Here is a 23,102-nt window from a genome sequence, read left to right as displayed (position 1 = left end):
ACAAACGTCACGACACATGGCAGACGAAGCAGCGTTCTGGTCGTGGCCTATAGAAATTGTGTATCATGGCTCGGAACCCCTGTGCAAAGGGCTCATTGGAGGTGCACTTAGTCACCTCCTTTCAGCCATTTATCGGAATCTGATCTCTGTCATTGTTAAATCATGACGCAAGTTTTTCTAGATGCTTACGATTGACGAGTTTCACACATCGCAGACTAAACAAACGATTATCGCCGTTACATTTGAGCCTGGAGAAGGTGCGTGACACCGTTTCGAGTGACAAGCCGAGGTAATCGGCTATGTCGTTTCGTGACATCGGAAGCTCTACGATTTCCAAATCACCCTGCCGCTCCGCCATCTCCAGAAAAAATGCTGCGATGCGTTGCGTGGCGTCCTGACGCCCAAGCACGAGGAGATGTTCCTGAGCTCGCACAAGGCCTTGAATAGCCATGGGTAACAACTCAGCGTCCATGGTTCCGGAAGACGTGTTTATCGGCCAGCAGGAAACAGCTGAATGACAAAGGGTCTCTGCGAAGAAATGATGTGTTTCGCCCGATTCAAAACCAAATATCTCACCTGAAAGGCAGAACGCAGAGATTTGTCGACGACCGTCTGCCAGCAATCTGAAAATGCGTACTCCACCGAATGCCACCTTATATAGGGCATCGCATTTCTCACCTTGCGCATATATCTCGAATCCTGCGGGCAAGTATTTTTGCGTGGAGGAACCGGCTGGGACACCGTTCATCTGGAATGCATGGTTCCCTGTGACCCCGGTCGAACCGGGAGATAAAGATGCGAATTGAGTGATACTCATTGTTCATCCCTCTTTGTTCCGAATGAATAATTGCAGAGCAAAGGATGAAGCGAAATTCGGTTTTGTCCGTAAGTAAGACTACGTATTGGAACGCAATGAGTCTGACACTATTATTGCCCGTATCATGGCGACGAGTGGTCGCCCCAAAAATGGCTTGGTCAGCGGCACGACGAGTGGCAATGGCGGCATGCGGGCAATATCACTTGTTAGAAACACCATCGGTTTGCCAAAATGAACAAGTTGAGGGGTGAATGTGGCAACATCACCTTCGATAACGCTGTCATCTATGATAGCGCATATTGCTGCCTTGGCGTGATTTGATGCAAACGCTGTTTCCAAATCCGGAAACGCTATTCCGGTAATTTTTTCGCTTGCAAGCAAGAATAGTATCGAATCCCGCAAAACAGGATCTGCCGCAGATATGACGACCAAAGGCCCTGCCATATTGGCGCCTCCTCGTGATCTCGTCTGGAGAGGAATCGGATCAAGATAATGGTCGTGCTAAATTTGCATTATTGCTTTGTCACAGATCAAAATCTATCAGCATTGTCAATTTTCTCGACCAATGGATGACAATCCAGCCGAAATCGCCATCCGCACCAGATCGGGCAGGTTGCGAGCATGCATCTTGTTCATGATATTTGCTCGATGTACTTCGACTGTACGAGGACTGATTGCAAGATTATGACCTATGGATTTATTCGGAAGCCCCGCGACAACCAAAAGAAGAACTTCGCGTTCCCGATCGGATAGCTGCGTAAACCGACTCCGCACCAACGCTTCATTGCTATCCGCATCATGGTTGCTTAAGGTCTCGGATGCTCTACGAAGGGCCTCGACCAAATTTTCCTCCGAAAAGGGCTTTTCCAGAAAATCGACTGCCCCGGCCTTCATCGCGGTTACGGCCATCGGGATGTCTCCATGCCCAGTGATGACAATAGTCGGCATCCTGACGTCCATACGCGCAAGTTGTTGCATCAATTCAACGCCGCTCATCCCCGGCATCCTAACATCTGTGATCAAACATGCATTATTATCGGAAGGAACCCGCGCCAAGAACTCGGCCGCGGAAGGATAGATGCGCACCATGAATCCCATAGCGGTTAGCATGAAAGCCAACGACTTTCGGACAGGTTCTTCGTCGTCGACAATATGCACGCTAAGATCATTTAACAGCATGGGTGCTATCCTGTCTTAAGATCGGGAGAACGAACCGGAATACGGTTCCGAATTCTCCATTTTTCTCCATTTCAATCGAGCCACCGTGCGCATCCAAAATACGCTTTGAAATCGAGAGTCCAATCCCCATTCCATTGGGTTTACTGGTAACAAAAGGTTGAAATAGACGAGATGCGATATGGTCCGGTATTCCTGTTCCCGTATCCATCACCTCGATCATGATATGTTTTTCATCCGACAGACAAGTGCGGATTAGAAGCTCACGTCGACGCACCTCCCGCATGGATTCGACCGCATTCCGGATCAGATTTATGAGCACTTGCTGGATCTGAATCTTGTCGGCCAAAACCTCAGTTGCATTTGTCTTGAGCTCAAACGTTGTATGTACCCCAAGCTCCCGCGATCCCACCAAGGCCAGTGCACTCGCCTCTTCAACCAGTTTCTGGACGTTAACAGCTGATCTTTCCGTATCACCTCTGGTTACAAATGCACGCAAGCGCTGAATAATTTCGCCGGCACGCAAAGCCTGCCGTGCTGTTTCCTCAAGAGCATCCCTGAGGTAATCAGATGTTTCTTTATCCACGCTATTGAGATATTGCACTGCGCCATGCGCATAATTTGATATTGCTGCGAGCGGTTGATTGAGTTCATGTGCCAAGACAGCCGCCATTTCCCCCAGCTCATTTAGTCTTGCCAGTCGCGCGAGCTGATTCTGAACTTCGTTCAAACGGGCCTCCGTTTGTTCGCGTTCTGTCAGATCGCGAATGAACCCTGTAAAATGTCGCCCGACCGGAGAAACAAACTCTCCGACGGCAAGTTTCATCGGGAAAGTTGAACCATCATTGCGTAATCCGACAACCACCCGATCGATACCGATAATTCTCTTTTCTCCGGTCGTAAGATATCGCTTCACATAGTCGTCGTGCTCATGTTGATAAGGTTCTGGCATCAGCATTTTGACATTTCGACCCAGCACTTCTTCCTCGGTATAGCCGAACTGTCGAACCGCCGCCGAGCTGAACGAGGTAATACGTGCCTGCTCATCAATTACGATAGTGGCGTCAGGGACCGTATCCAGTATGGAGCGGAGATGAGCTTCGCGTTCGCTTAGCTGATCTTTCGATCGATCTAAAATGCGCCTGGCACGATGTAACATCTCGCCCATCCAGACAATTATGGTTCCAACGACAACGAATGTTGTAAGTTGCAACCAAACTGCGCCATCTGGTTGCAACCATATCAAGCAAGCCACAAGAGAGAACCCCAGCGCCAAAACTCCTGGGCCGCTACCTCCCAGAATTGCTGACACCAGAATAGAAGGAACAAATAGTATGAACGGAACAGTGTTTCCCAACGCGCCTGCCAACATGAGGCGGACAATCAGCGACACCCCGACAACAAAGAAAGCCAGAATATACCCAGCCATGCCTTCAAACTGGCGAGAAACAATTGCTTGCGGAAAGCGGCCATGCAATCCCGGTGAAACGGTTTCCGGCATCAAAGTCCCCATTGGTGTTTTCATACCAAAAGGATCACCGACCCCGTTATAAGAAAGTCCGCAACCCGAAAACGCCCCTAGAATACAATACACTCAAATAGCTGCCCGGAAAAGCATCGATATGACTTCGCTGGAGCGATCAACGCCAAGCGTTTTAATGTGCCGCAATCTTTCCTTACTGAGAACCAGTAGCGTCTTTTCGCCATTTCATTGCCTGTTGAGAAACAACCTTGAGCTGATTTTCGGCGACAGATCTTCATGGCACCTGGTGAGGGACAGCCGATTTCGCTTGTAAAGGAGCGGTCACGAACTCGTCGATGAAATTTGATCCTCGTCAACGCGCACCTGCAGATATTGATGCAGGATTACCTTATGATGAACAATTTTCAGTTTAGCGATAGAACCGATGCTGGTCGACGGCTGGCTGCCAGACTGCTCGAAGCCAAACCCAAAGAACCCATTGTTTACGCATTACCGCGAGGAGGTGTTCCGGTAGCGCTGGAAATCGCTCTCGCCTTGAGAGCACCTCTTGATCTCATTCTCGTTCGCAAAATTGGCGCGCCAGGTGCACCGGAAGTTGCACTTGGTGCCGTTGTGGAAGGCGATCCGGACGAGGTGGTGATTAATGAAAAAGTTCAGCTAGTGACGGGGGCAACCGATGCGTATATCGAGCGCGTAAAGCGGCATGAACTTTCAGAGATTCAGAGAAGGCGCTCTCTTTATCTTGACGGCCGCACCCAGATTCGCCCTGCCGGGCACACTGCCATAATTGTTGATGATGGTCTGGCCACTGGTGCCACGGCCAAAGCTGCAATTATTGCCATGAGAAGTCAGGGAGCATCCAGGGTAATTCTTGCTATTCCTGTTGGCCCGGAAGAAGCACTTGCCGAGATGAGGCAGTTTGCCGATTCAGTCATCTGCTTGCATACCGTCGCCAAATTTTCGGCGGTAGGTGAATTCTATGAAGATTTTCATCAGCTTACAGATGAAGAAACCACCGGGTACTTGCGCCAAGGCTGGAAGCTCGCCGACGAAAGCCAGATCGGAACAGTTGCGCGTCGCGTGGCAATTCCGCCCTGTAACCTGCTTGGTGACCTTTACGTACCTGCAAATCCCAAAGGCATTGTCGTGTTCGCACACGGTAGCGGATCGAGCCGACTGAGCCCACGTAACATTTCAGTAGCCAGGCGACTTAATCGTGAAGGGTTCGCAACTCTTCTTCTGGATTTGCTCACGACCGACGAGGCCGCTGATCGACATAATGTCTTTGATATCTCCTTGCTTGCCGGGCGTCTGCTTGATGCTTCAGTATGGATTATCGGGGAGCCAGATATTGCTGATCTGCCCATGGGCTTCTTCGGCGCGAGTACCGGGGCCGCGGCTGCGTTACTGGCAGCGTCAAAAATTCCAGAGCGAGTGAGAGCTATCGTGTCTCGTGGAGGCCGCCCGGATTTGGCTGGTTCGGCTCTTGCGACAGTCGCATCACCAACGCTCCTGATAGTAGGTTCCAAAGATGAACAGGTACTCAAACTGAATAATGATGCACTGTCTTCAATCAGATGTGACAAAGAAATCAGAATTGTACCGGGAGCAACCCATCTATTTGAGGAACCGGGTGCACTCGAAAAGGCTATCGGGATGGCTGCTGAGTGGTTTCAGCATTATCTGACGACCTCGTCGTCAGATGCGCCACGCTTACAATTGAGCCACACGGTTTCTACAATCTCCAAAATAAGAGCTGCAGTCGAGCGCCTGCCCTCCGTGGACGACGAGGAGTTTGCCTGCGCTTTTGACAAATTTGCTGATGCCCGCCTGGTATTACTTGGTGAAGCATCACACGGAACAAGTGAGTTTTATCAGTCCCGCGCCGCAATTACACGTCGCCTGATCGAGAAGCACAATTTTACTATCGTCGCGGTTGAGGCCGACTGGCCCGATGCGGCAGCAATAAACCGAAGCGTGCAGAATAGGCCCGCTCGTTCTTCCACTTGGGCTCCCTTCACCAGGTTTCCCACATGGATGTGGCGTAACAAGGACTTTGAGGCTTTCGTGAGCTTTCTGCGTAACAATAACGCCGGCAAGCCTGTTTCAGAGCAGGTCGGCTTCTTCGGACTGGATCTTTACAATATGACGGCCTCGATTGGCGAGGTAGTATCCTACCTCGATCGTGTGGACAAAGACGCCGCTATCCGGGCTCGAAACCGTTACGCATGCATCTCCTCGTGGTCGCGGGAGCCATCGGCGTATGGTCGAGCATCTCTTTCCCAGGGATATGCATTGTGCGAGAAGCCTGTAATCCGGATACTGGTTGATCTTCTTGAAAAGGAGCTTGAATATTGCAAAATGGATGGCTCTGATTTCTTCGAAGCGAAACAGAATGCCCGTCTGGTTGCCAGTGCTGAACGATACTATCGCGCCATGTATTACGGCGCACATGAATCCTGGAACCTCCGGGACCAACATATGTTCAATACACTGCAAAACATCATGGCGCAGTCCGGACCGACTTCAAAGGCTGTTGTCTGGGCGCATAATTCTCATATTGGTGATGCCCGGTTCACTGCTATGGGTAAGGAAAGAAGCGAGCTGAACCTTGGGCAGTTATGCAGGCAGGCCTACGGAAAAGGTGCCGTGCTTATCGGTTTTGGCACACATACCGGCACAGTAGCAGCAGCGTCAGACTGGGATGCACCAATGGAGCGCAAACAGATTCTCCCTTCCCTCTCAGACAGCTATGAATCGTTGTTGCACGACGTGGGATCTGAACGCTTTCTACTCGACCTTAGAGCCGGACGACACGATGAGGTTCGTCAAGCGTTGTCCAAACCCCGACTTGAGCGCTATATTGGCGTGATATATCGGCCAGAAACGGAACGCTGGAGCCATTACAGTCATGCTTCATTGGCAAATCAGTACGATGCTTTTGTCTGGTTCGATGAAACACATGCAATCACACCCCTTTCGACAACCTCAGTTGGGGGTGAAGATGAGATGTTTCCCTTTGGCCTTTGATACCTGTGTCGCGCTCATAACCCGCATTTATGTGACCAGTTCCATAGTAGCAACAGGCAGAAAACGATCAGTTGGCTGGCAATATTCGGAAGCAAAATAGTTCCTATTTCATTAATTGATTAAAGCTGAACGAAAGCGATCAGGATTGGGATTGGGTAATATATCGGCTCACCCCAACCGCCCTGAAACTAATTCAAGCGGAAAATCGTGTAAAAACGGCTCCAAAAATTAAACGCACTTATTGGACTCTATATTGTCAATATTTATCATAAATTTTCAATTATAGTAAAAATTTGGAACTAGACAAAAATGACAACAATATTTCGTTGATATGCAAATTTCATTATTCATTGATGTGTTATTCATCGTATGTTCAATTCCTCCAGAACTGCTTCGAGATCGTCGGATGGTGTCTTTGTCAGATCCTTTGCAATCTCCGCTACTACCGCTTGCTTCAGATCCGGCGTCATCCTCTGACGTAGTGAACCTAACATGCGAGGTTCTGCAATTACAGTCAGCCTTACGAATTCGTGCTCAGAAAACCTCCGTTCCAGTTCCTTTATCAAAATTTCGGCAAAATGTTCCTCCTGTTGTCTTTCGGGATCCGATGAATACTCCAATGCGGAACGCCGTGTGCCCTGCGATGCGAAGCTGCGACCGGGTTTATCTGACATTATCTCTTGAAGTCGCTTGTGAGTGATGTCAAAAACACGAACGTTTCGCTGCTCATCGTTCTTTCTTGCATCCAATCTAAGAATAAGAGCTCTTGCTCCATCCGCGATAAGTACCCAGTGTTTCTTTTTCATGGTATAGTAATCCCGTTAATCTGGATATTTGCGCTTCAAGTGTGAAGAAAACGCTGATTAATTTGCTGAGTTAAAGCTGCAGGCATACTGGCCGAAGCAAAACTGCTAAGAACAGATTTACTAACATGGACTCCGTTTAAGTATTCTTGCGCCTTTTTTGCCGGATGCTTACGTCTTAAATCAGCACTTCTTCAAATCATTCGCGACGCGGAGCACAACTGTTATATGGAAAGCTTTCTCTTTGCGGTCGATACCTAGCCCAACAATCAATTGGCAAGCAAACAAGCGACGATTTCCGGAGGAGGATGTGAAAGGCAGGTTAGCGTTTTCGAATTCTCTGTTGAGCTTTCCCCCCTGGAACAACATCGATCAATCCGAGGGCCAGAGTTCCCGTAGCGATTTCTTCATTGAACCTCGCACTTGAACAATCTCGCCGTGGGATATATGGCGATCCAATAGTTTGAAAACTGCGGCGACAGCTGTTTCGCTATCCTGCATCTCCTCGTCGGTAAAAGTCTCCTCGACACGCCTGAGAAATGTCTCTTTCGTCCGCTCCCAGACGGGGGTCACTAGCGGATCCCAGTCCTCGAAATAAATACCTCGTATAAGCGTAGGCAACTGTGCAGACAGATCAGCCATTTCTTCCTGTGGTAGCCAATCACGAATTTGGTGTAGAACACAGCGTAGCAACCGGTAGGCACGCGGATGACTCCAGGACAAGTCCAAGGCTAGTTCATTCACCCACTCCTGAGCCTGCTGCGCCGAATGTGTGAACGTGGAAATTGAGGTACCAGCCATTTCTGCCTCCTCCGAAGCGACAGGAAATGCTCGGCAACCGCCTGCGGCGCCGATCTGAGTTAGCTATGCAGCCTTGATCGCGATCATCTTCTCTGCTGTTTTTGCCTTAGCTGTCTTTGGCAGTTTGACGGTCAGAATGCCTTTGGAAAAGGTAGCCTCGACTTTGGGGGCGTCGATATCTTCAGGTAACTGGAAATTGCGCCGGAATGAGCCAAATCGCCGTTCAGACAAATAATAGTCTGCTCCCTGATCTTTCTCCTCCTCGCTTTTTTCACCCTTTATAACGAGACTATGATTGGATAGCTTCACTTCGATGTCATTCTCAGAAAGCCCTGGAAGTTCAGCAGTTATTTCGTAACTGTCTGCTTTCTCGACAACATTCATGGCCGGGGCTAATTCCCACGTCGAGGCTGCTTTGTAAGTAGACGATAGTCCAGGCCGGCGCTGCGGGAATCGCAGGTCAAAAAGTGAGAAACTATCAAACAACCGATCAATTTCATCCCGCATTCTTTCCAATGGCGACCATGCTTCCGATGTCGCAGGGACTGAAGGCTTCGTGACAGGCAGGCGCTTCGTATCGTCAGCCATTTCTTCTCTCCATTTTTGGCTTTTAGCTAAGTTGTTACCGTGTTCAGTGCCAAACAGTTGATGTAGCCAACAAGTGGCTGGCCCAACGAGGAAACTTGTCCCAGAACCAAAAGTGAGTTCGCAGGAGGAAATCCACAACTTGCTCGGCTCACCACTAAAAACATCATTTGAAGAAGATATTCTTTGACACAGGTCAATTCTGAAGAACCGAGATCTTCCTAGCGCGAATTTGACCTACGGCAATGCGATACCGCTTGAAAGGACCCAGACTAATCATTGTCGCCCGTTGATGAACAATCGGCAATGGAGCCTTCAATGCATATTCGCACTTTAACCTACGGAGAGTGCTGTCACCTTTTGAGTACTGGTCGGCTTGCACACTTGGCGTGTATGGCAGGAGAAAAGCCTTATGTTGTTCCGATCTATTTCGCATATTCCGGCAATCATTTGTACGCTTTCTCGCTGCCCGGGAGGAAAATTGATCTTATGCGTGCCAATCCTCATATCTCTGTGGTCATCGAACAGTGGACACAAGGCAGAGAGTGGAGAAGCGTAATTGTTGAAGGGCGCTACCAGGAAATTGCAAATGACGAGGAACATGAGGCCGAGCAGCAACATGCCTGGCAAATACTGAGTAAACACTTTGACTGGTGGGAACCCGGAGCGCTCAAGCCCGAGGCCCGTCCAATCGCCCATTGCTCCGATCATATTTTTTTCAGGATATTTGTTGACCATTTGACGGGTCGGGAAGCAACAGAAGTCTGAATTGCGACGCACTACTCTTCAATCTCCTCAGGTTATTTTTTCGCGTGTGAGCGGATGTGCCAACCCTTTTCACAACTGATAATGCATCAAGGTTCGAAAAGGTGACAGTGGTATTGCGGCTCAGGGTTAGCATCATGAAAACATTCGCGAATTTTGATGTGGGTCAATGCGAAATGGAATAGTCCCAAGCTACAAGAATAAAGGTTGGACAGGATACGTTCTGGAAAAGCATACACAAATCGGTGGAATGTAATTATGAAAAACTAAAATTGAATAATTCTAAATAACAACTGTTTTCGCCACTCTTGATTAACAATAGAATGAACGATATTAATTTTACGAGATGAGGATTGATATGACGCTTGATAACAACCTAAATGGGAATTACTACACGAGAGAAGAAATAATCTTATTACGGAAGCTTATCCGCGATGCAACGCACGTTGTTCCGGAGAGCATGAGTGCCGACCGGCCTACTGAATTAGCTCTTCAGGTAATTAGAATATACAATAATCTGAGTGCTACTAAACCGCATTCTCCCATAGGCCAAAGACGCATTGCAACCGCAATATTCAACCAATTAACGCAGCAAAATCTATATACTCACCTCAAACCATCTGCCGGACCTGCTTTAGTGGGGAGCACAACCAACAGATTGACTGAAGAGGAAGAGTGAAGCCCGCCAATCTTCCCGGAAAGTCGCACCACTGCTGTTCATTGAAAAAACGAACCAGCTCTTACCAAACGATATCAAATGGCTCTTCTCTCATACAGTCCTGCTTCACAGGCCTCTCCGCGCGACTTCACTGTGAGGATTTTGATCTATATCAAAGCGTGGGTCACCTCCATCTATATACTTGGTAGTGAAGGGAGAGACTCATGGCAGCATTAAACGAAATTACATCAAGCTTTCGGCATGTTAGATTACTCCTCGCACGTGAGAAAAATCATCCAGAAGGCGCTTCACGAGAAGGTATCGATCTTCTTATTCCGCTCGATAGTAACGGTCGCCTGGACTTCAGACAGTGGAAGTCGCATCAAGAGCTTTGCCGAGTACGCTACTTCAACCAACATGGCACAGTAAAAGTTGGCCTGTTAAAGTACAGACCTGTCGATCAATGGTACATTGATTTTAAAGAAGGTGAACAGGACGATGAAGTTGGCTTTCGGCTGGGCGCGGAATCCTTTACCATTGGAGAGTATGTTGCAATAAACGCCCCTGGCAAGAACCACACCTATAGGGTCGCGCGGGTTGAAAAGCCTTGATGCAGCTAATCCAGCCCAATCAAAATCTTCCATGAAGCGGTATTGGACAACCCTACGTCAATAAATGTGGAATGGGAGTCTTCAAACATATCCTTGGTGCGACAGATGAATCGGATCTCGCCGAACGCTGCATAAAACGAAGAATCACATTCGCAAGGGCCCTGCGGGGGACGACCATCAGTAGCCCATGGATAATCTGACCCCCCAGCGCTTTAAACTGGAAATCGAGACGAACGGCATTAATCATCTCAGGATCACTACCGTGTTCGTTATCGGCCAGAGAGAAGCGTTTAAAATAAAAGCTTGAACTACCCCCAATGAGCTTAACTTTAATACAAACTTAATGACTGGATACGTTGCTGCTTTTGGAGAAAGCAATGAAACCGAACCTGATTGCCATACTGTTCTTAGTATATCTGGTCATTGCAGTCCTTATATACCTATTGCTGCGTACAGAATAATTTTCCCATAATGCGTATATTATCAATAAGATCCGTATATAAAATTATGCGAACAACTCAACTATCTATGCAAGATCCGGCCTTATAGGCGATCTAAATTTTCTTATACTTATAATATTGAGCACCTTGCATTTTCCAAAATCATGAAACGTCTTTATGGCTCCATAGTTACCGTCCGCACTGACCTCAGCATATGCTTTCTTCGTCCATTTCAGACATTTCCTTAACCACCCAAGAGGGCTTACTGACACCTCAGGTCACCGCTTAGGCCTACCCCCTGCAACAATGAGAGTTGACGCATATCAACGCACACTCGAGAATCTTCTGCAATAATGGCCACGTTAAAAGCGCACAGGGCCTCACTCCCAGTTCATTTAGTTAACTTGCTACATAAGCGGGAGTGATTTTCATGCCCCCCGTGAAACCGCGAGCATGTTAGTCCGGGAGTTAAAGATGAGTTGCAACAAACTGTGCCTGTTATTGGCGTCATTCTTTCTGGTCTTCATTGGAAATGCTCCGGCTGAAGTTCGCGAAACGATAGCGCCAATCGCAAAAAAGGTCATCCCATCTGTCGTCACCTTGCGTGTTAAAGCAAGAGGCGAAGATGAAGTCGCGTCGCCGCAGATACCGCCGAATGCACGTGAACCCGAAGCCGGAGAGACCGCTCCATTGGCTGAGCATCCTGGATTCGAGCTTTCTGGATCTGGAATTGTGGTAGATGCCCACCGTGGCTATATCATAACGACCTACCACGTTATCGCAGCCGCTGCAGATCTGATGGTAGTGCTCCCGACAGGAGAGGAACTGCGTGCTACGGTTGTCGGAAGCGACCCGGAAACCGATATTTCAGTACTAAAAGTAAGATCCACTAACCTCGTTGAGATAACCTTCGGCGATTCTGCAAAACTTGAGGTTGGTGACTACGTTGTCGCCGTGGGCAATCCATTTGATCTGGGGCCTACGGTCACGCTTGGCATTGTCAGCGCGCTCGGGCGCGACGAGCTTGGGCTGGGACCATATGAAAATTTCATTCAAACGGATGCATCGTTGAACCCGGGGAATTCCGGCGGCGCTTTGGTCGATATGGATGGTGCGCTGATCGGTGTCAACAGCGCGATAATCGCGCCAGCTGGCGGAAATGTTGGCGTCGGCTTCGCAATTCCTGTTTCTATAGTCAGGACGGTTATGGAAAGGCTCATAAGCGAGGGTGTCGTACGACGCGGGCGTCTTGGAGTTACGGTTCAGAATCTTTCATCAATTCTTGCTAAAGCGCTTGATGTGCAAGTCAGAAACGGAGCCGTCATAAGTGAAGTGGCCAAAGGATCAACCGCAGACCTCGCCGGGCTTGCATCAGGGGATGTTATCATTGCCGTTGATGGAATGACCGTCACTGGAGCAACCGGCTTTCGAAATATTGTGGGGTTCGCCCCACCAGGACAAACTGTGAAAATTACTTTGTTGCGCGGAAGGCAACAAATGTCCATCGGCGTGACTTTGAGCGAAGATAAACTGTCAACCGAGCCTGCGGAAGCAACGAATAGGGTTATTGGAGAAGGCTTTCTGACAGGAGTTGCATTTTCCGCAGATCCGAACGGAGGTTCACTTGTCGTCTCTGTTGATGAGGGTTCAAAAGCCGCCGGAGCAGGTATCCAGACAGGCGACGTAATAGTGAGCGTCAACCGGCACGACGTCAGTTCACCATCAATGCTTTTGCAAGCTGCAACCGGTCCCACCGAAATCTTACTGCTTGGCGTTCGACGAAACGGCCAGCTGTGGTTGGTTGCTATAGAATAGCTTGGCTACTCGAGGCGGTTTTCGTCGAGGTCGACCATAATGATCTGGGCCGGCGGATAGAACCGCGCCATTGTCAGCGACGCCAGCCCAATTGGCACGGAACCGACGATGGCAATAGTACTACCCGGCTGGACCTTGCCATTCCGCACACCGTATTCGAAGCCGGTCGGCAGGATATCGCTCAGCATAACCAACGCTTCCTCATCCGCCCCGTAGGGTATCTGATAGAGGCTGGTGTCAGCTGATCACGTCGGCGCCTGTCTCTTCCAAGATGCCAACAACTTCATGGCCGAGGATGCGGTCTGACGTGCAGGTCGGCACACCACCTTTGTGGATGTGTAGGTCGATGCCGCAGATGGTGATCCTGGTCACCTTCACGATCGCATGGGTCGCGGCTTCGATCTTCGGTATGAGCAGTTCTTCCAGCGACTTCTGTCCCCGGCCCTTCCTATACGAGAGCTTTCATCCGATTTCTCCTTGGTTCGCGGCAGATGCCGCCTTCGAATTTGCGGCTATCTTGCATCAACGGAAGTTTGGCAACTTTGCCCGCGGTCAATGCGTCAGCCCGCGGGCCAGATAAAAAATTACGCAATTGGAAGATCGCTTCCGCCGTTCGCAGTCATCAAGGTTCCGTCGATGAAGAAATTGCCGCTTTCCAAGGTCTATCAGCTGATTGAACCCGGCCCGGTCATCCTGCTGACGACCAGTCACAAGGGTCAGTCGAACGTCATGACCATGTCGTGGCACATGATGATGGAGTTCACCCCACCCCGCATCGCCTGCATCGTGTCCAGCAACGATTTCAGCTTCATCGCGCTTCGCGCAACGAAGGAATGCGTGATCGCCATACCGAGCGTCGACTTAGCCGAAAAAGCCGTAAAGGTCGGCAACTGCTCGGGCCGCGACACCGACAAGTTCGCGACCTTCGGATTGACGCCGCTTCCGGCCGAGCAAGTCTCGCCACCGCTGATCGCCGAATGCTTCGCCAATTTCGAATGCCGGGTCGTCGATACCAGGATGGTGAACAGACACAATCTCTTCGTGCTGGAGGTCGTCGAGGCATGGATCGACCCGAAGCAGGTCGATCCAAAGACTATACACCATCGGGGCTATGGCGCCTTCTCGGTCGATGGCGAGGTGATTCATTTCAAGTCAGGGATGCCCTGACGGGATTTTCGACCCCTTTTGGAGGTTTTGACGCGCGTCAAAGCCAAATGCGCGAAACCGGCCCATTCTTCAACCAAATGGCCCCAAACTCTTGGAGATGCACTATGGCCTCTACAGATATTCCATCGGCTTCCGCACCTTCTCTTCCAGCATCAAAAGAGGGCAAGCTGCGCCTGGGCGCGTTGACCGCCCTTGTCATCGGCTCGATGGTCGGTTCGGGCGTGTTCAGCCTGCCGCAGAACATGGCCACCGGAGCCGGACCGCTTGCCATCATCATCGGTTGGTGCATCACTGCCGTCGGCATGCTGGCGCTGGTTTTCGTCTATCAGTCGCTCGCTACCCGCAAACCCGAACTGGACGCCGGACCTTATGCCTATGCCAAGGCCGGTTTCGGTGCCTTCGTTGGCTTCAACAGCGCCTGGGGCTACTGGATCAGCGCCTGGGTCGGTAACGTCTCCTACGCTGTGATCGTCTTCAGCGCGCTGTCCTATTTCTTCCCGTCCTTCGGAGATGGCAACACCTGGCAGGCTGTGGTCGGTGCATCCATCCTGCTTTGGGTGATCCATTTCCTGGTCATGGCCGGCGTGCGGCAGGCGGCGATCATCAATCTGGCCGTCACCGTGGCCAAGATCGCACCCATCGTGCTCTTCATCGGCATCGTCGCCGTGGCCTTCAAGGTAGACATCTTCAACGCCGATTTCACTGGACTCGGCAATGCCAGCCTTGGCTCCATCATGAATCAGGTGAAGAGCACCATGCTGGTGACATTGTGGGTGTTTATCGGCATCGAGGGCGCCAGCGTCTTCTCAGCGCGGGCCGAACGACGCAAGGACGTCGCCACAGCTACCGTGCTCGGTTTTTCGGCTTGTCTAGCACTCTATGCGCTCGTATCGCTATTGTCTCTCGGAATCATCAGCCAGCCTGAACTGGCCGCGCTCAAGAACCCGTCCATGGCGGGCGTCCTGGAAGCCATCGTCGGTCCGTGGGGGGCGATTGTCATCAACCTGGCGCTTGTCGTCTCGGTAGTCGGCGCATTCCTGAGCTGGACGCTACTCGCCGCCGAAGTTCCACATGTGGCAGGCAACGACGGCACCATGCCGAAATTTTTCGGTCACGAGAACGAACGCGGCGTCCCCTCCACGTCGCTCCTCATCACCAATATTCTGGTCCAGCTCTTTCTGATCATCACACTGTTCGCGCAGAGCACTTATCAGGCACTCTTCTCTATCGCCTCTGTTGCTATCCTTGTGCCATATATCTTCTCGGGCGCCTATGCCGCGAAGCTCGCTTTCACCGGCGAAAGCTATGGTGTCGGAGAAAACCGCAATGGCGCAATGCTCCTCGGTCTGTTGGCGACGATCTACGGCCTCTGGCTTGTCTATGCCGCTGGCCTTTCATTCCTGTTCATGTGCGCAATCCTCTACGCCCCAGGCATCATATTCTTCATCTGGGCCCGTCGCGAAAATGGGCAGCGCATTTTCCACCCGGTCGAAGCCGTCCTTGCCGCCGCTCTTGTCGCGGTCAGTCTCTACGCCGCTTATGAAATGTGGACGGGAGCGGTCAGTGCGCTCTGAGCCAAACCGCTCTTTCAAAAAGGAACATCCTATGACTGCTCTTGGCGCTCATTCCGAAGTCGGTCGGCTGCGCGAGGTGATCGTTCACCGGCCCGATCTCAGCCTGCGTCGGCTCACCCCCGACAATTGCAAGGCGCTGCTGTTCGATGATGTGCTGTGGGTCAAACGGGCGCGGCAGGAGCACGATGTCTTCGTCGACGCGCTTCGCGAGCGCGGGGTCATAGTGCATCTGTTCGGCGAATTGCTGGCTGAGACCATGGCGATCGCTGAAGCCCGCGACTGGCTGCTTGACCGCCGCGTCGACGATTCGGTCGTCGGCTACGACATGGTCGACGAAATGCGCGGATGGCTGGACGAGATGCCTGCCGACGAGCTTGCCTCGCTGCTTGTGGGCGGCATCGCCCGCGCCGAACTGCCGTTCCAGCCGGGCGGGCTCACGGGCAAGACCCTACTGCCGCAGGATTTCGTTTTGCCACCATTGCCCAACCAGCTCTTCACCCGCGACAGTTCCTGCTGGATCTATCGCTCGGTGTCGGTCAACGCCATGTATTGGCCGGTGCGCAAGCCGGAAGCGGCCAATGTCGAAGCCGTCTATCGCTTCCATCCGCGCTTTCGCGATGCCGGCCTGACCTTTGTGTCCCCCGACAATCCCGGCCCCGGCGTTAGCTTGGAAGGTGGAGACGTCATGCCGGTGGGTGGCGGCCTGGTGCTGGTCGGTATGGGCGAGCGCACCACGCCGCAGGCTGTCGGCGGGCTCGCCCGCAGCCTGTTCGCCGCCGGCGAGGCGACACGGGTGATCGCTGCGCTAATGCCGCGCGACAGGTCATTCATGCATCTCGATACGATCTTTACCTTCTGTGACCGCGATCTGGTCACGATGTATCCCCCGGTGGTCGAGCGGCTGCGGACTTTTTCGCTGAGACCCGGCGAAGGCACCGCCGCTGTCGACGTCGTCGAGGAGACGAAACCTTTCGTCGAGGTGGTCAAGGAAGCTCTCGGACTGAAGACGCTGCGCATCGTCGCGACTGGCGGCGATTCCTACGAGTCCGAACGCGAACAATGGGACGACGGCAACAACGTCATCGCCATCGAGCCTGGCGTGGTCATCGGCTACGACCGGAACGTCTACACCAACACACTGCTGCGCCGCGCCGGAATCGAGGTCGTCACTGTCGAGGGTGCCGAACTCAGCCGTGGCCGTGGCGGCGGTCATTGCATGACCTGTCCGATTGCACGCGATCCAATCTGAGGAAGGAGAAAATTGACATGCCCTTCAACCTACATGGCCGCAACGTGCTGACGCTCGACGATTTTTCCGGAGCGGAGATCCGCTATCTGCTCAGGCTTGCCGCGGATTTGAAGACCGCGAAGCAGGCAGGTACGGAAGTGCAGCGGCTATCACGCAAGAACATCGCGCTGATCTTCGAGAAAGATTCCACCCGCACCCGTTCAGGCTTCGAGGTCGCTGCATATGACCAAGGAGCCAATGTCACCTATATCGGGCCTTTTGGCAGCCATATCGGCCATAAGGAATCAATGAAAGACACCGCAAGGGTGCTCAGCCGCATGTACGATGCGATCGAGTACAGGGGCTTCAGCCAGCACCAGATCGAATTGCTGGCAGCCTATGCCGGCGTGCCGGTCTACAACGGGCTGACAGACGAGGCGCATCCCACGCAGGTCCTCGCCGATTTCATGACGATGCGCGAGTTCACCCACAAACATCTGTCGGACATGAAGGTTGCCTTCGTCGGCGAAGGACGCGATAACGTCGCCCAGTCGCTTGCCATTGGCGCCGCCAAGATCGGCATGGACATACGTATCGCATCCCCCCGGGAATTGTGGCCTGAAGACCGTTTCTGCGCCCATGTGAAAGGAATAGCTGAACGCAGTGGTGGCCGCTTCAGGCTGGACGAGGACATCAAGGGCTGCATTGAAGGCGTAGATTTCATCTACACCGACGTATGGCTCTCCATGGGAGAGAACGAAAGCGGCTGGCGCAAGCGTATCGAGTTGCTGACACCCTACAGGATCACGAGCGAACTGATGGCAGCAACCGGCAATCCTTATACGAAGTTCATGCACTGCCTGCCTGCCTTCCACGATACAGAGACAGAAGTCGGAGCCGACATTGAGTGCCAATACGGCATCAATTGTATGGAGGTCGAGGATGCTGTCTTCGAATCCGAAGCCTCCATTGTCTTTGATCAGGCTGAGAATCGCATGCACTCGATCAAGGCGATCCTCGTCGCCACGATCGGCAGCTGACATGCGTATCGTTGTGGCGCTCGGCGGCAACGCACTGCTCAAGCGGGGCGAACCGATGACGGCCGAAAACCAGCGCGCTAATATCAGGCGTGCCGCTGCGGTGCTCGCCGAGCTTGTAGCCGCTGGGCACTCGTTGGTGATCACACACGGCAACGGCCCGCAGGTCGGTCTGCTCGCGCTGCAGGCGGCAGCCTTATCAGAGCAGTCCTTTCCGCTGGATGTGCTTGACGCCGAGAGCGCCGGCATGATCGGCTACGTCCTGCAGCAGGAACTCGGCAATGTCATGAAGGAGCAGCTCTTCGCCACACTGCTTACGCAGGTCAGAGTCGATCCGGACGATCCTGCTTTCGGCAAGCCAACAAAGCCGATCGGCCCGAGCTATGATGAGGCGACTGCCCGCAGGATCGCCGCTGAGCGCGGCTGGCAGATCGGGCAGGACAACGACAAGTGGCGTCGTGTCGTCGCCTCTCCAAAGCCGCTGGCGATCCTGGAGGCCCAGGTGCTTGCTTTTCTGATCGAGCAAGGCGTTATCGTCATCTGCGCTGGCGGTGGAGGCATTCCTGTCATCGAACTGAACGATGGAAGCATCGCGGGCGTTGAGGCGGTCATCGACAAGGATTTGGCCTCGTCACTCCTTGCACGGCAGCTCAAGGCAGAATTTTTGCTCATGTTGACCGATGTCGACGCCGTCTATGTTGGCTGGGGCACGCCACAGGCACGCGCGCTTGGCCATGTGAAAGCGTCCGATCTTTCGATAAACGACTTCGCGACCGGATCGATGCAGCCCAAGGTGGAAGCCGCGGTGGATTTCACCTATGCTTCTGACCGTCGCGCCGCAATCGGCAGGCTTGAGGACGCGGTGGAGATTGTCGCCGGAAACCGGGGCACATTGATTTTGGCCGACGAGATGCTTCCCGCCAGCGGACAGTCAACATGGCCTGCATTGGATTGATCAACGTCAAGGCAATTCTTGCCTTATCTCGTATTGTTCCGGCACAGCTGAATTCCTGAGGAAGGACGCGCAAATGAGCTACAAACCCATTCTTGTAAATATAGACATCAACGGTCCCGTTGTACCGATCCTGCAGGCGGCAACAGGACTTGCCCGATGCCACGAAGCGAAGCTGATCGGTATTTGTTCCGCCGACGCACCGATGCCGATGGTCGGACCGGAGGCTGCAGCTCTCGCTGCGGAAACATGGCAGCAGATGCGGAACGACATCGAAAAGCGCTTCAAGGAAGTCCATAGGGAATATGACCGGGTGATCGCCGGCGCTATAAAAACCGAATGGCGAGAGCCTGAAAAACCCTACCCATGCGCTCGTCCAGGCATCGCGGTCGGCCGATCTCATTGTTACGGCGGCATCCGACGGAGCTTCGACAGGAGATGCCTATCGTGTTGCCGATCCCGCCAATGTCGTGTTGCGTGCAGGTCGCCCTTTGCTGGTCGTTGCCGACAGGGCCGAACATGTGCAGGCGAAGAAGATCGTCGTGCCTGGAAAGACACACGTGAGGCCAGGCGCGCTGTGGCTGACTCTATCCCGCTGCTGGTAACCGCCAAGGAGGTGATCGTGGTCACTGTTGTCCCAGAAGCCGACGATTGCGTTCGCGACGGTCCAACCGACGTGGTCGCCTTTCTGGCTTTACACGGCATTGAAGCGAAGCCCAAACTGATCGAAGGTCCGGACGAATACATCGAACTCTTCAATTTTATTGATGGAAGCGATGCCGATCTGGTGGTTTCGGGAGCTTATGGGCACAGCCGTTTCCGGGAATGGGCCATCGGCGGCATAACGCGCTCGCTGCTTGACGAAACCAGGCTCGATCGCTTCATGCCGAGTTAAGTTGGATTCAATCTTCGCTTCTGGATGGTTGCGTCACGCTATCCGCAAAAATGAGAGTATCAATGCAGGCGCTTGGGGAGCCCCATGCAGGAAAGACGAGCATTGCAGCAATCCGCAGCCAAGACGGCCTATTGGTCCATCCCGGCGGAGCGGCTTCTCTCGGATTTGCAGGCCCGGAATACCGGTCTTTCCTCCGAAGAGGCAAAGGTTCGACTGCACGATACCGGTCCGAACGCGATCGGTCGCAAGGGCGGCGCATCGGCCGTCACCGGTTTTGCAAGGCAGTTCCGCAGCCCGCTCATCCTGATACTTATCTTCGCCGCTGTGGTCTCGGTCTTCGTCGGTGAAGGCAGCGAAGCTGTAATCATCACCGTTATCGTGCTCGCGAGCTGCGTTCTTTCCTTCACGCAGGAATATGGCGCGTCTCGCGCCATGGAAGCACTAACGGTGGGTATCGCGCGCCAGGCGCTGGTCGTACGCGACGGGAAAGATGCGTCGGTTGCGGTCGAGGAAATCATACCGGGCGACATCGTCAGACTTTCGGCAGGAAACCTCATCCCGGCCGACGGTATCCTGCTGGAAGCACGCGACTTCAACGTCAGCGAGTCCGCGCTGACTGGCGAGACGTTTCCGGTAGTGAAGGCGCCCGGCGTCTCTGCACCGGATGCACAGATCGGCCAGCGAAGCAATGCGGTCTTCAGCGGCACATCGGTGCGCAGCGGCACCGCCACCATAGTGGCGGTAAATACCGGCAAGCATACGGAATTCGCCTCCATTGCCGCGACAATCGCTCGCAGCGTGCCAGAAACCGAGTTCGCACGCGGGATCCGTCGCTTCGGCTACCTAATGACAGAGATCATGCTGGTGATCGTGATCCTAGTCTTTTTCGTCAATCTGCTTCTGCACAGGTCGACCGTCGACTCCCTGCTGTTTTCCCTCGCGCTGGCGGTTGGCCTAACGCCGGAACTACTGCCGGCGATCATCAGCGTGACGCTTGCCCGCGGCGCGCGCGCCATGGCTGCGAGCGGCGTTATCGTGCGCCGCCTCGACGCCATCGAGAACCTCGGCAGCATGGATATTCTATGCACTGACAAGACCGGCACCCTGACCGAGGGCGCCATTCATCTCGACGCATGCGTCGGGATCGACGGGATGGCTTCCGCGCAGGTGCGTCTGTGGGCGCTGCTCAATGCCTCGCTCCAGACTGGACTGGCGAACCCGCTGGACGAGGCGATAACCGCCGGCAAAAGCGAAGGGGACGACCTTGGCCTATATTCCAAGGTCGATGAGATACCGTACGACTTCGTCCGCAAGAGGCTATCGGTGGTCATACGCCAGTCGAACCAGGCAGAGGATCTAATGATCTGCAAGGGGGCCGTCCAGAACGTCGTCGGGGCCTGCACGTCGATCATCAATGCGACCTCGACCCTGCCGCTGGACGAAGCGCAGGTCAGGGAAATCAACGACAGGTTGCGCGGATGGAGCATGCAGGGCTATCGTGTGCTCGCTCTCGCGATGCGCCGCTTTTCGCGACAGGACGCATACCTTCGTGAAGACGAGACCGGCTTGGCCTTCGCCGGCTTCCTACTCTTCCTCGATCCGCCAAAACCGGGCATGGCAGAAGCACTAAAGGCACTCGCGGCGCGCGGCATCAAGGTGAAGGTCGTCACCGGCGACAACCGCTATGCCGCCGCGCATCTGGCCGCATCCATCGGCCTGCCCCATCGGCAGATACTGACAGGTACGGAACTGAGCAAATTGACCAAGGAGGCCTTGTTCGGTCGCGTCGCCCGCACCGACATTTTCGCCGAAATCGACCCGAACCAGAAGGAACGCATCATCGGCGCGCTCCGCAAACGCGGCCATGTCGTAGGTTATCTTGGGGACGGCATTAACGATGCTCCGGCGCTGCACGAAGCCGATATCGGCATTTCAGTGGACAGCGCCGTAGACGTGGCGCGCGAGGCCGCCGACATGATCCTGCTCAAACGCGACCTTGGCGTGCTGCTGCGCGGGGTGGACGATGGACGCAAAACATTCGCCAACACGATGAAGTATATCGCCATCACCACCAGCGCCAATTTCGGTAACATGGTCTCCATGGCAATTGCCTCGATCACCTTGCCCTTCCTGCCACTGCTGGCCCCACAAATTCTTCTCAACAACTTCCTGTCCGACGTTCCTTCGCTGGCGCTCGCAACCGATAATGTCGATCCAGATCAGGTCCGCAAGCCGCACCACTGGGATATCGGGTACGTTCGTCGCTTCATGGTCACCTTCGGTCTTGTCAGCTCGGCATTCGATTTCGTGACCTTCGCCTTTCTGCTCCTGGTGGCAAACGCGACCGCGCAGATATTCCAGACCGCCTGGTTCGTCGAATCCCTGATTACAGAACTCGCCATTGTGCTAATCGTGCGAACCCGCAAAGCCTTCTGGCGAAGCCGCCCAAGCGCGCTGCTTTCATGGCTCACGCTGGTCCTCGTCCTTTTTGCCGTCGCCATCCCTTATTTGCCAGGCGCGGACTGGTTGGGCTTCGCACCGCTGCCGGTCACTGTCGTCGGCGGGTTGGTCATCATCACGCTTGCTTATCTGGCCGCATCGGAAGCAGCCAAACACTGGTTCTTCGTCCGAGAGCGCCGGCAAGCAACAAAGCGTACCTGACGAGTGGCAACGTTGAACCGCGCTAGGCTGGTCACCCTGTTGATCCTCCTGGACCATGTTCCAACCTTCCTCCTGGATTTCACGGCTTCTGCAGTTGACGAGCCGCCCGCTATGACTTTGACTGCAATCAAGTCCATGGTTTTCGCAATGGCCATTGAAAAGGACCGTCCGCCGGAGAGAAACCCGATGCCCAGCTGAATTCTCGTCTTTCTCGGTCATCCCAACCCGAACGCGAACCGCCTGTGCAGGACGCACGCTCGGTCGGGCATAGTCTCAAGATCATCGATACTGCGACGCTCGAGTTTCCTGTTCTGCATATGATGGAGGAGTCGGGGGAGTGGCCCATGCCGGTTAATCTTGAGAACGCCGCGCAGGCGATCACGGATTGCCAAGCAGATCGTCTTTGTCTTTCCGCTTTGGCTCGGAACCATACCCGCTTCGTTGAAAGCCTTTCTGAAACTGGTGATGCGTTTAGGCGTTGCATTCGCCTGTCCGGAGGCGGGTAAGGGTAGATTCGCCAATACCCGCTCAAGGGCCACTGGTGCCGCGTGTGGTTACGAAGGGAATGCCGGCCTTCTTCGGATCGACCTACGAACTGACTGAA

Annotated in this window: 23 protein-coding genes; 14 read left to right on the top strand and 9 right to left on the bottom strand. The window is 53.3% G+C overall.

The genetic code is table 11. The features are described from left to right. Positions 1-160: 160 nt before the first annotated feature. From AC1RHM_RS08200 to AC1RHM_RS08185, 4 genes are all read right to left on the bottom strand, one after another. Positions 161-817, bottom strand: a complete 657-nt coding sequence (locus AC1RHM_RS08200; RefSeq protein ID WP_492332506.1) for a helix-turn-helix domain-containing protein — start codon at positions 815-817, stop codon at positions 161-163. Positions 818-895: 78 nt separating this feature from the next. Continuing rightward, positions 896-1,261, bottom strand: a complete 366-nt coding sequence (locus AC1RHM_RS08195; RefSeq protein ID WP_151612573.1) for a hypothetical protein — start codon at positions 1,259-1,261, stop codon at positions 896-898. Between the two features lie 105 nt (positions 1,262-1,366). Further along, positions 1,367-1,996 (bottom strand): response regulator FixJ, encoded by a 630-nt coding sequence (gene fixJ, locus AC1RHM_RS08190; RefSeq protein WP_151895763.1) that lies wholly within the window; start codon positions 1,994-1,996, stop codon positions 1,367-1,369. Beyond that, positions 1,983-3,494 (bottom strand): two-component system sensor histidine kinase NtrB, encoded by a 1,512-nt coding sequence (locus tag AC1RHM_RS08185; RefSeq protein WP_151895873.1) that lies wholly within the window; start codon positions 3,492-3,494, stop codon positions 1,983-1,985. The genes fixJ and AC1RHM_RS08185 overlap by 14 nt, the downstream gene beginning before the upstream one ends. 372 nt (positions 3,495-3,866) lie before the next feature. Between AC1RHM_RS08185 and AC1RHM_RS08180 the strand changes: the two genes are divergently transcribed. Then, positions 3,867-6,506 (top strand): erythromycin esterase family protein, encoded by a 2,640-nt coding sequence (locus AC1RHM_RS08180; protein WP_246683445.1) that lies wholly within the window; start codon positions 3,867-3,869, stop codon positions 6,504-6,506. 362 nt (positions 6,507-6,868) lie between these two features. On the opposite strand, the gene AC1RHM_RS08175 is transcribed toward AC1RHM_RS08180, so the two are convergent. From AC1RHM_RS08175 to AC1RHM_RS08165, 3 genes are all read right to left on the bottom strand, one after another. After that, positions 6,869-7,312 carry a host attachment protein gene (locus AC1RHM_RS08175; RefSeq protein WP_151895762.1) on the bottom strand — a complete coding sequence of 148 codons (444 nt, stop codon included), beginning with the start codon at positions 7,310-7,312 and terminating at the stop codon, positions 6,869-6,871. Positions 7,313-7,681: 369 nt separating this feature from the next. Then, a complete protein-coding gene (locus tag AC1RHM_RS08170; protein WP_151612567.1) occupies positions 7,682-8,110 on the bottom strand; it encodes a DUF2267 domain-containing protein in 429 nt (142 codons plus the stop codon). 63 nt (positions 8,111-8,173) lie between these two features. Further along, positions 8,174-8,698, bottom strand: coding sequence for an Hsp20/alpha crystallin family protein (locus AC1RHM_RS08165; protein WP_151612565.1), 525 nt, complete (start codon positions 8,696-8,698; stop codon positions 8,174-8,176). A 315-nt stretch (positions 8,699-9,013) separates the two neighbouring features. Here AC1RHM_RS08165 and AC1RHM_RS08160 point away from each other — a divergent pair, with 315 nt between their 5' ends. The 4 genes from AC1RHM_RS08160 (at position 9,014) to AC1RHM_RS08145 (ending at position 12,984) form a co-directional block, all read left to right on the top strand. Further along, positions 9,014-9,463, top strand: coding sequence for a pyridoxamine 5'-phosphate oxidase family protein (locus AC1RHM_RS08160; protein ID WP_151612563.1), 450 nt, complete (start codon positions 9,014-9,016; stop codon positions 9,461-9,463). 355 nt (positions 9,464-9,818) lie between these two features. Beyond that, a complete protein-coding gene (locus AC1RHM_RS08155) occupies positions 9,819-10,139 on the top strand; it encodes a hypothetical protein (RefSeq protein ID WP_151895761.1) in 321 nt (106 codons plus the stop codon). Between the two features lie 203 nt (positions 10,140-10,342). Then, a complete protein-coding gene (locus tag AC1RHM_RS08150; RefSeq protein ID WP_151895760.1) occupies positions 10,343-10,729 on the top strand; it encodes a hypothetical protein in 387 nt (128 codons plus the stop codon). 914 nt (positions 10,730-11,643) lie between these two features. Further along, positions 11,644-12,984: a trypsin-like peptidase domain-containing protein gene (locus AC1RHM_RS08145; RefSeq protein WP_166942599.1), complete on the top strand. Its 1,341-nt coding sequence runs from the start codon at positions 11,644-11,646 to the stop codon at positions 12,982-12,984. 5 nt (positions 12,985-12,989) lie between these two features. On the opposite strand, the gene AC1RHM_RS08140 is transcribed toward AC1RHM_RS08145, so the two are convergent. Further along, on the bottom strand, positions 12,990-13,178 hold the full coding sequence (locus AC1RHM_RS08140; protein WP_235907490.1) for a hypothetical protein: 189 nt from the start codon (positions 13,176-13,178) through the stop codon (positions 12,990-12,992). Between the two features lie 43 nt (positions 13,179-13,221). Next, positions 13,222-13,356, bottom strand: coding sequence for an alcohol dehydrogenase catalytic domain-containing protein (locus tag AC1RHM_RS08135; protein ID WP_235822943.1), 135 nt, complete (start codon positions 13,354-13,356; stop codon positions 13,222-13,224). Here AC1RHM_RS08135 and AC1RHM_RS08130 point away from each other — a divergent pair. The 9 genes from AC1RHM_RS08130 (at position 13,331) to AC1RHM_RS08090 (ending at position 23,101) form a co-directional block, all read left to right on the top strand. Continuing rightward, the gene (locus AC1RHM_RS08130) at positions 13,331-13,564 is read left to right on the top strand and encodes a hypothetical protein (RefSeq protein WP_166942596.1); all 234 of its coding nucleotides are present in this window, start codon (positions 13,331-13,333) and stop codon (positions 13,562-13,564) included. The two genes, AC1RHM_RS08135 and AC1RHM_RS08130, sit on opposite strands and share 26 nt — an antisense overlap. A gap of 56 nt (positions 13,565-13,620) precedes the next feature. Continuing rightward, positions 13,621-14,151: a flavin reductase family protein gene (locus AC1RHM_RS08125; RefSeq protein ID WP_151895759.1), complete on the top strand. Its 531-nt coding sequence runs from the start codon at positions 13,621-13,623 to the stop codon at positions 14,149-14,151. A gap of 104 nt (positions 14,152-14,255) precedes the next feature. Further along, positions 14,256-15,725 carry an arginine-ornithine antiporter gene (gene arcD, locus AC1RHM_RS08120; RefSeq protein ID WP_151895758.1) on the top strand — a complete coding sequence of 490 codons (1,470 nt, stop codon included), beginning with the start codon at positions 14,256-14,258 and terminating at the stop codon, positions 15,723-15,725. 31 nt (positions 15,726-15,756) lie between these two features. Continuing rightward, positions 15,757-16,974 (top strand): arginine deiminase, encoded by a 1,218-nt coding sequence (locus tag AC1RHM_RS08115; RefSeq protein WP_151895757.1) that lies wholly within the window; start codon positions 15,757-15,759, stop codon positions 16,972-16,974. A gap of 17 nt (positions 16,975-16,991) precedes the next feature. After that, positions 16,992-17,993, top strand: a complete 1,002-nt coding sequence (gene argF / locus AC1RHM_RS08110; protein WP_151895756.1) for an ornithine carbamoyltransferase — start codon at positions 16,992-16,994, stop codon at positions 17,991-17,993. Position 17,994: 1 nt separating this feature from the next. Next, entirely contained in the window at positions 17,995-18,945 is a 951-nt protein-coding gene (arcC, locus tag AC1RHM_RS08105; RefSeq protein ID WP_094515246.1) for a carbamate kinase, read from the top strand. Positions 18,946-19,018: 73 nt separating this feature from the next. Further along, positions 19,019-19,837, top strand: a complete 819-nt coding sequence (locus AC1RHM_RS08100; protein WP_246683444.1) for a universal stress protein — start codon at positions 19,019-19,021, stop codon at positions 19,835-19,837. 84 nt (positions 19,838-19,921) lie between these two features. Further along, complete coding sequence (gene mgtA, locus AC1RHM_RS08095) at positions 19,922-22,498, top strand: magnesium-translocating P-type ATPase (RefSeq protein ID WP_151895755.1); 2,577 nt, start codon at positions 19,922-19,924, stop codon at positions 22,496-22,498. Between the two features lie 357 nt (positions 22,499-22,855). Further along, on the top strand, positions 22,856-23,101 hold the full coding sequence (locus tag AC1RHM_RS08090) for an NAD(P)H-dependent oxidoreductase (RefSeq protein WP_255411959.1): 246 nt from the start codon (positions 22,856-22,858) through the stop codon (positions 23,099-23,101). Position 23,102: the final 1 nt, after the last annotated feature.

The sequence above is a fragment of the Brucella sp. GW823-FHT04E01 genome (assembly GCF_058796175.1).
Note: the sequence above shows the minus strand (reverse complement) of the source record. Positions and strands in the feature narration are given on the sequence as shown.

Bases quoted from the DNA above. Each gene is read 5' to 3' on its own strand.
- AC1RHM_RS08200 (WP_492332506.1), bottom strand. From the start codon at position 817: ATGAGTATCACTCAATTCGCATCTTTATCTCCCGGTTCGACCGGGGTC.
- AC1RHM_RS08195 (WP_151612573.1), bottom strand. From the start codon at position 1,261: ATGGCAGGGCCTTTGGTCGTCATATCTGCGGCAGATCCTGTTTTGCGG.
- fixJ (WP_151895763.1), bottom strand. From the start codon at position 1,996: ATGCTGTTAAATGATCTTAGCGTGCATATTGTCGACGACGAAGAACCT.
- AC1RHM_RS08185 (WP_151895873.1), bottom strand. From the start codon at position 3,494: ATGCCGGAAACCGTTTCACCGGGATTGCATGGCCGCTTTCCGCAAGCA.
- AC1RHM_RS08180 (WP_246683445.1), top strand. From the start codon at position 3,867: ATGATGAACAATTTTCAGTTTAGCGATAGAACCGATGCTGGTCGACGG.
- AC1RHM_RS08175 (WP_151895762.1), bottom strand. From the start codon at position 7,312: ATGAAAAAGAAACACTGGGTACTTATCGCGGATGGAGCAAGAGCTCTT.
- AC1RHM_RS08170 (WP_151612567.1), bottom strand. From the start codon at position 8,110: ATGGCTGGTACCTCAATTTCCACGTTCACACATTCGGCGCAGCAGGCT.
- AC1RHM_RS08165 (WP_151612565.1), bottom strand. From the start codon at position 8,698: ATGGCTGACGATACGAAGCGCCTGCCTGTCACGAAGCCTTCAGTCCCT.
- AC1RHM_RS08160 (WP_151612563.1), top strand. From the start codon at position 9,014: ATGCATATTCGCACTTTAACCTACGGAGAGTGCTGTCACCTTTTGAGT.
- AC1RHM_RS08155 (WP_151895761.1), top strand. From the start codon at position 9,819: ATGACGCTTGATAACAACCTAAATGGGAATTACTACACGAGAGAAGAA.
- AC1RHM_RS08150 (WP_151895760.1), top strand. From the start codon at position 10,343: ATGGCAGCATTAAACGAAATTACATCAAGCTTTCGGCATGTTAGATTA.
- AC1RHM_RS08145 (WP_166942599.1), top strand. From the start codon at position 11,644: ATGAGTTGCAACAAACTGTGCCTGTTATTGGCGTCATTCTTTCTGGTC.
- AC1RHM_RS08130 (WP_166942596.1), top strand. From the start codon at position 13,331: ATGCCGCAGATGGTGATCCTGGTCACCTTCACGATCGCATGGGTCGCG.
- AC1RHM_RS08125 (WP_151895759.1), top strand. From the start codon at position 13,621: ATGAAGAAATTGCCGCTTTCCAAGGTCTATCAGCTGATTGAACCCGGC.
- arcD (WP_151895758.1), top strand. From the start codon at position 14,256: ATGGCCTCTACAGATATTCCATCGGCTTCCGCACCTTCTCTTCCAGCA.
- AC1RHM_RS08115 (WP_151895757.1), top strand. From the start codon at position 15,757: ATGACTGCTCTTGGCGCTCATTCCGAAGTCGGTCGGCTGCGCGAGGTG.
- argF (WP_151895756.1), top strand. From the start codon at position 16,992: ATGCCCTTCAACCTACATGGCCGCAACGTGCTGACGCTCGACGATTTT.
- arcC (WP_094515246.1), top strand. From the start codon at position 17,995: ATGCGTATCGTTGTGGCGCTCGGCGGCAACGCACTGCTCAAGCGGGGC.
- AC1RHM_RS08100 (WP_246683444.1), top strand. From the start codon at position 19,019: ATGAGCTACAAACCCATTCTTGTAAATATAGACATCAACGGTCCCGTT.
- mgtA (WP_151895755.1), top strand. From the start codon at position 19,922: ATGCAGGAAAGACGAGCATTGCAGCAATCCGCAGCCAAGACGGCCTAT.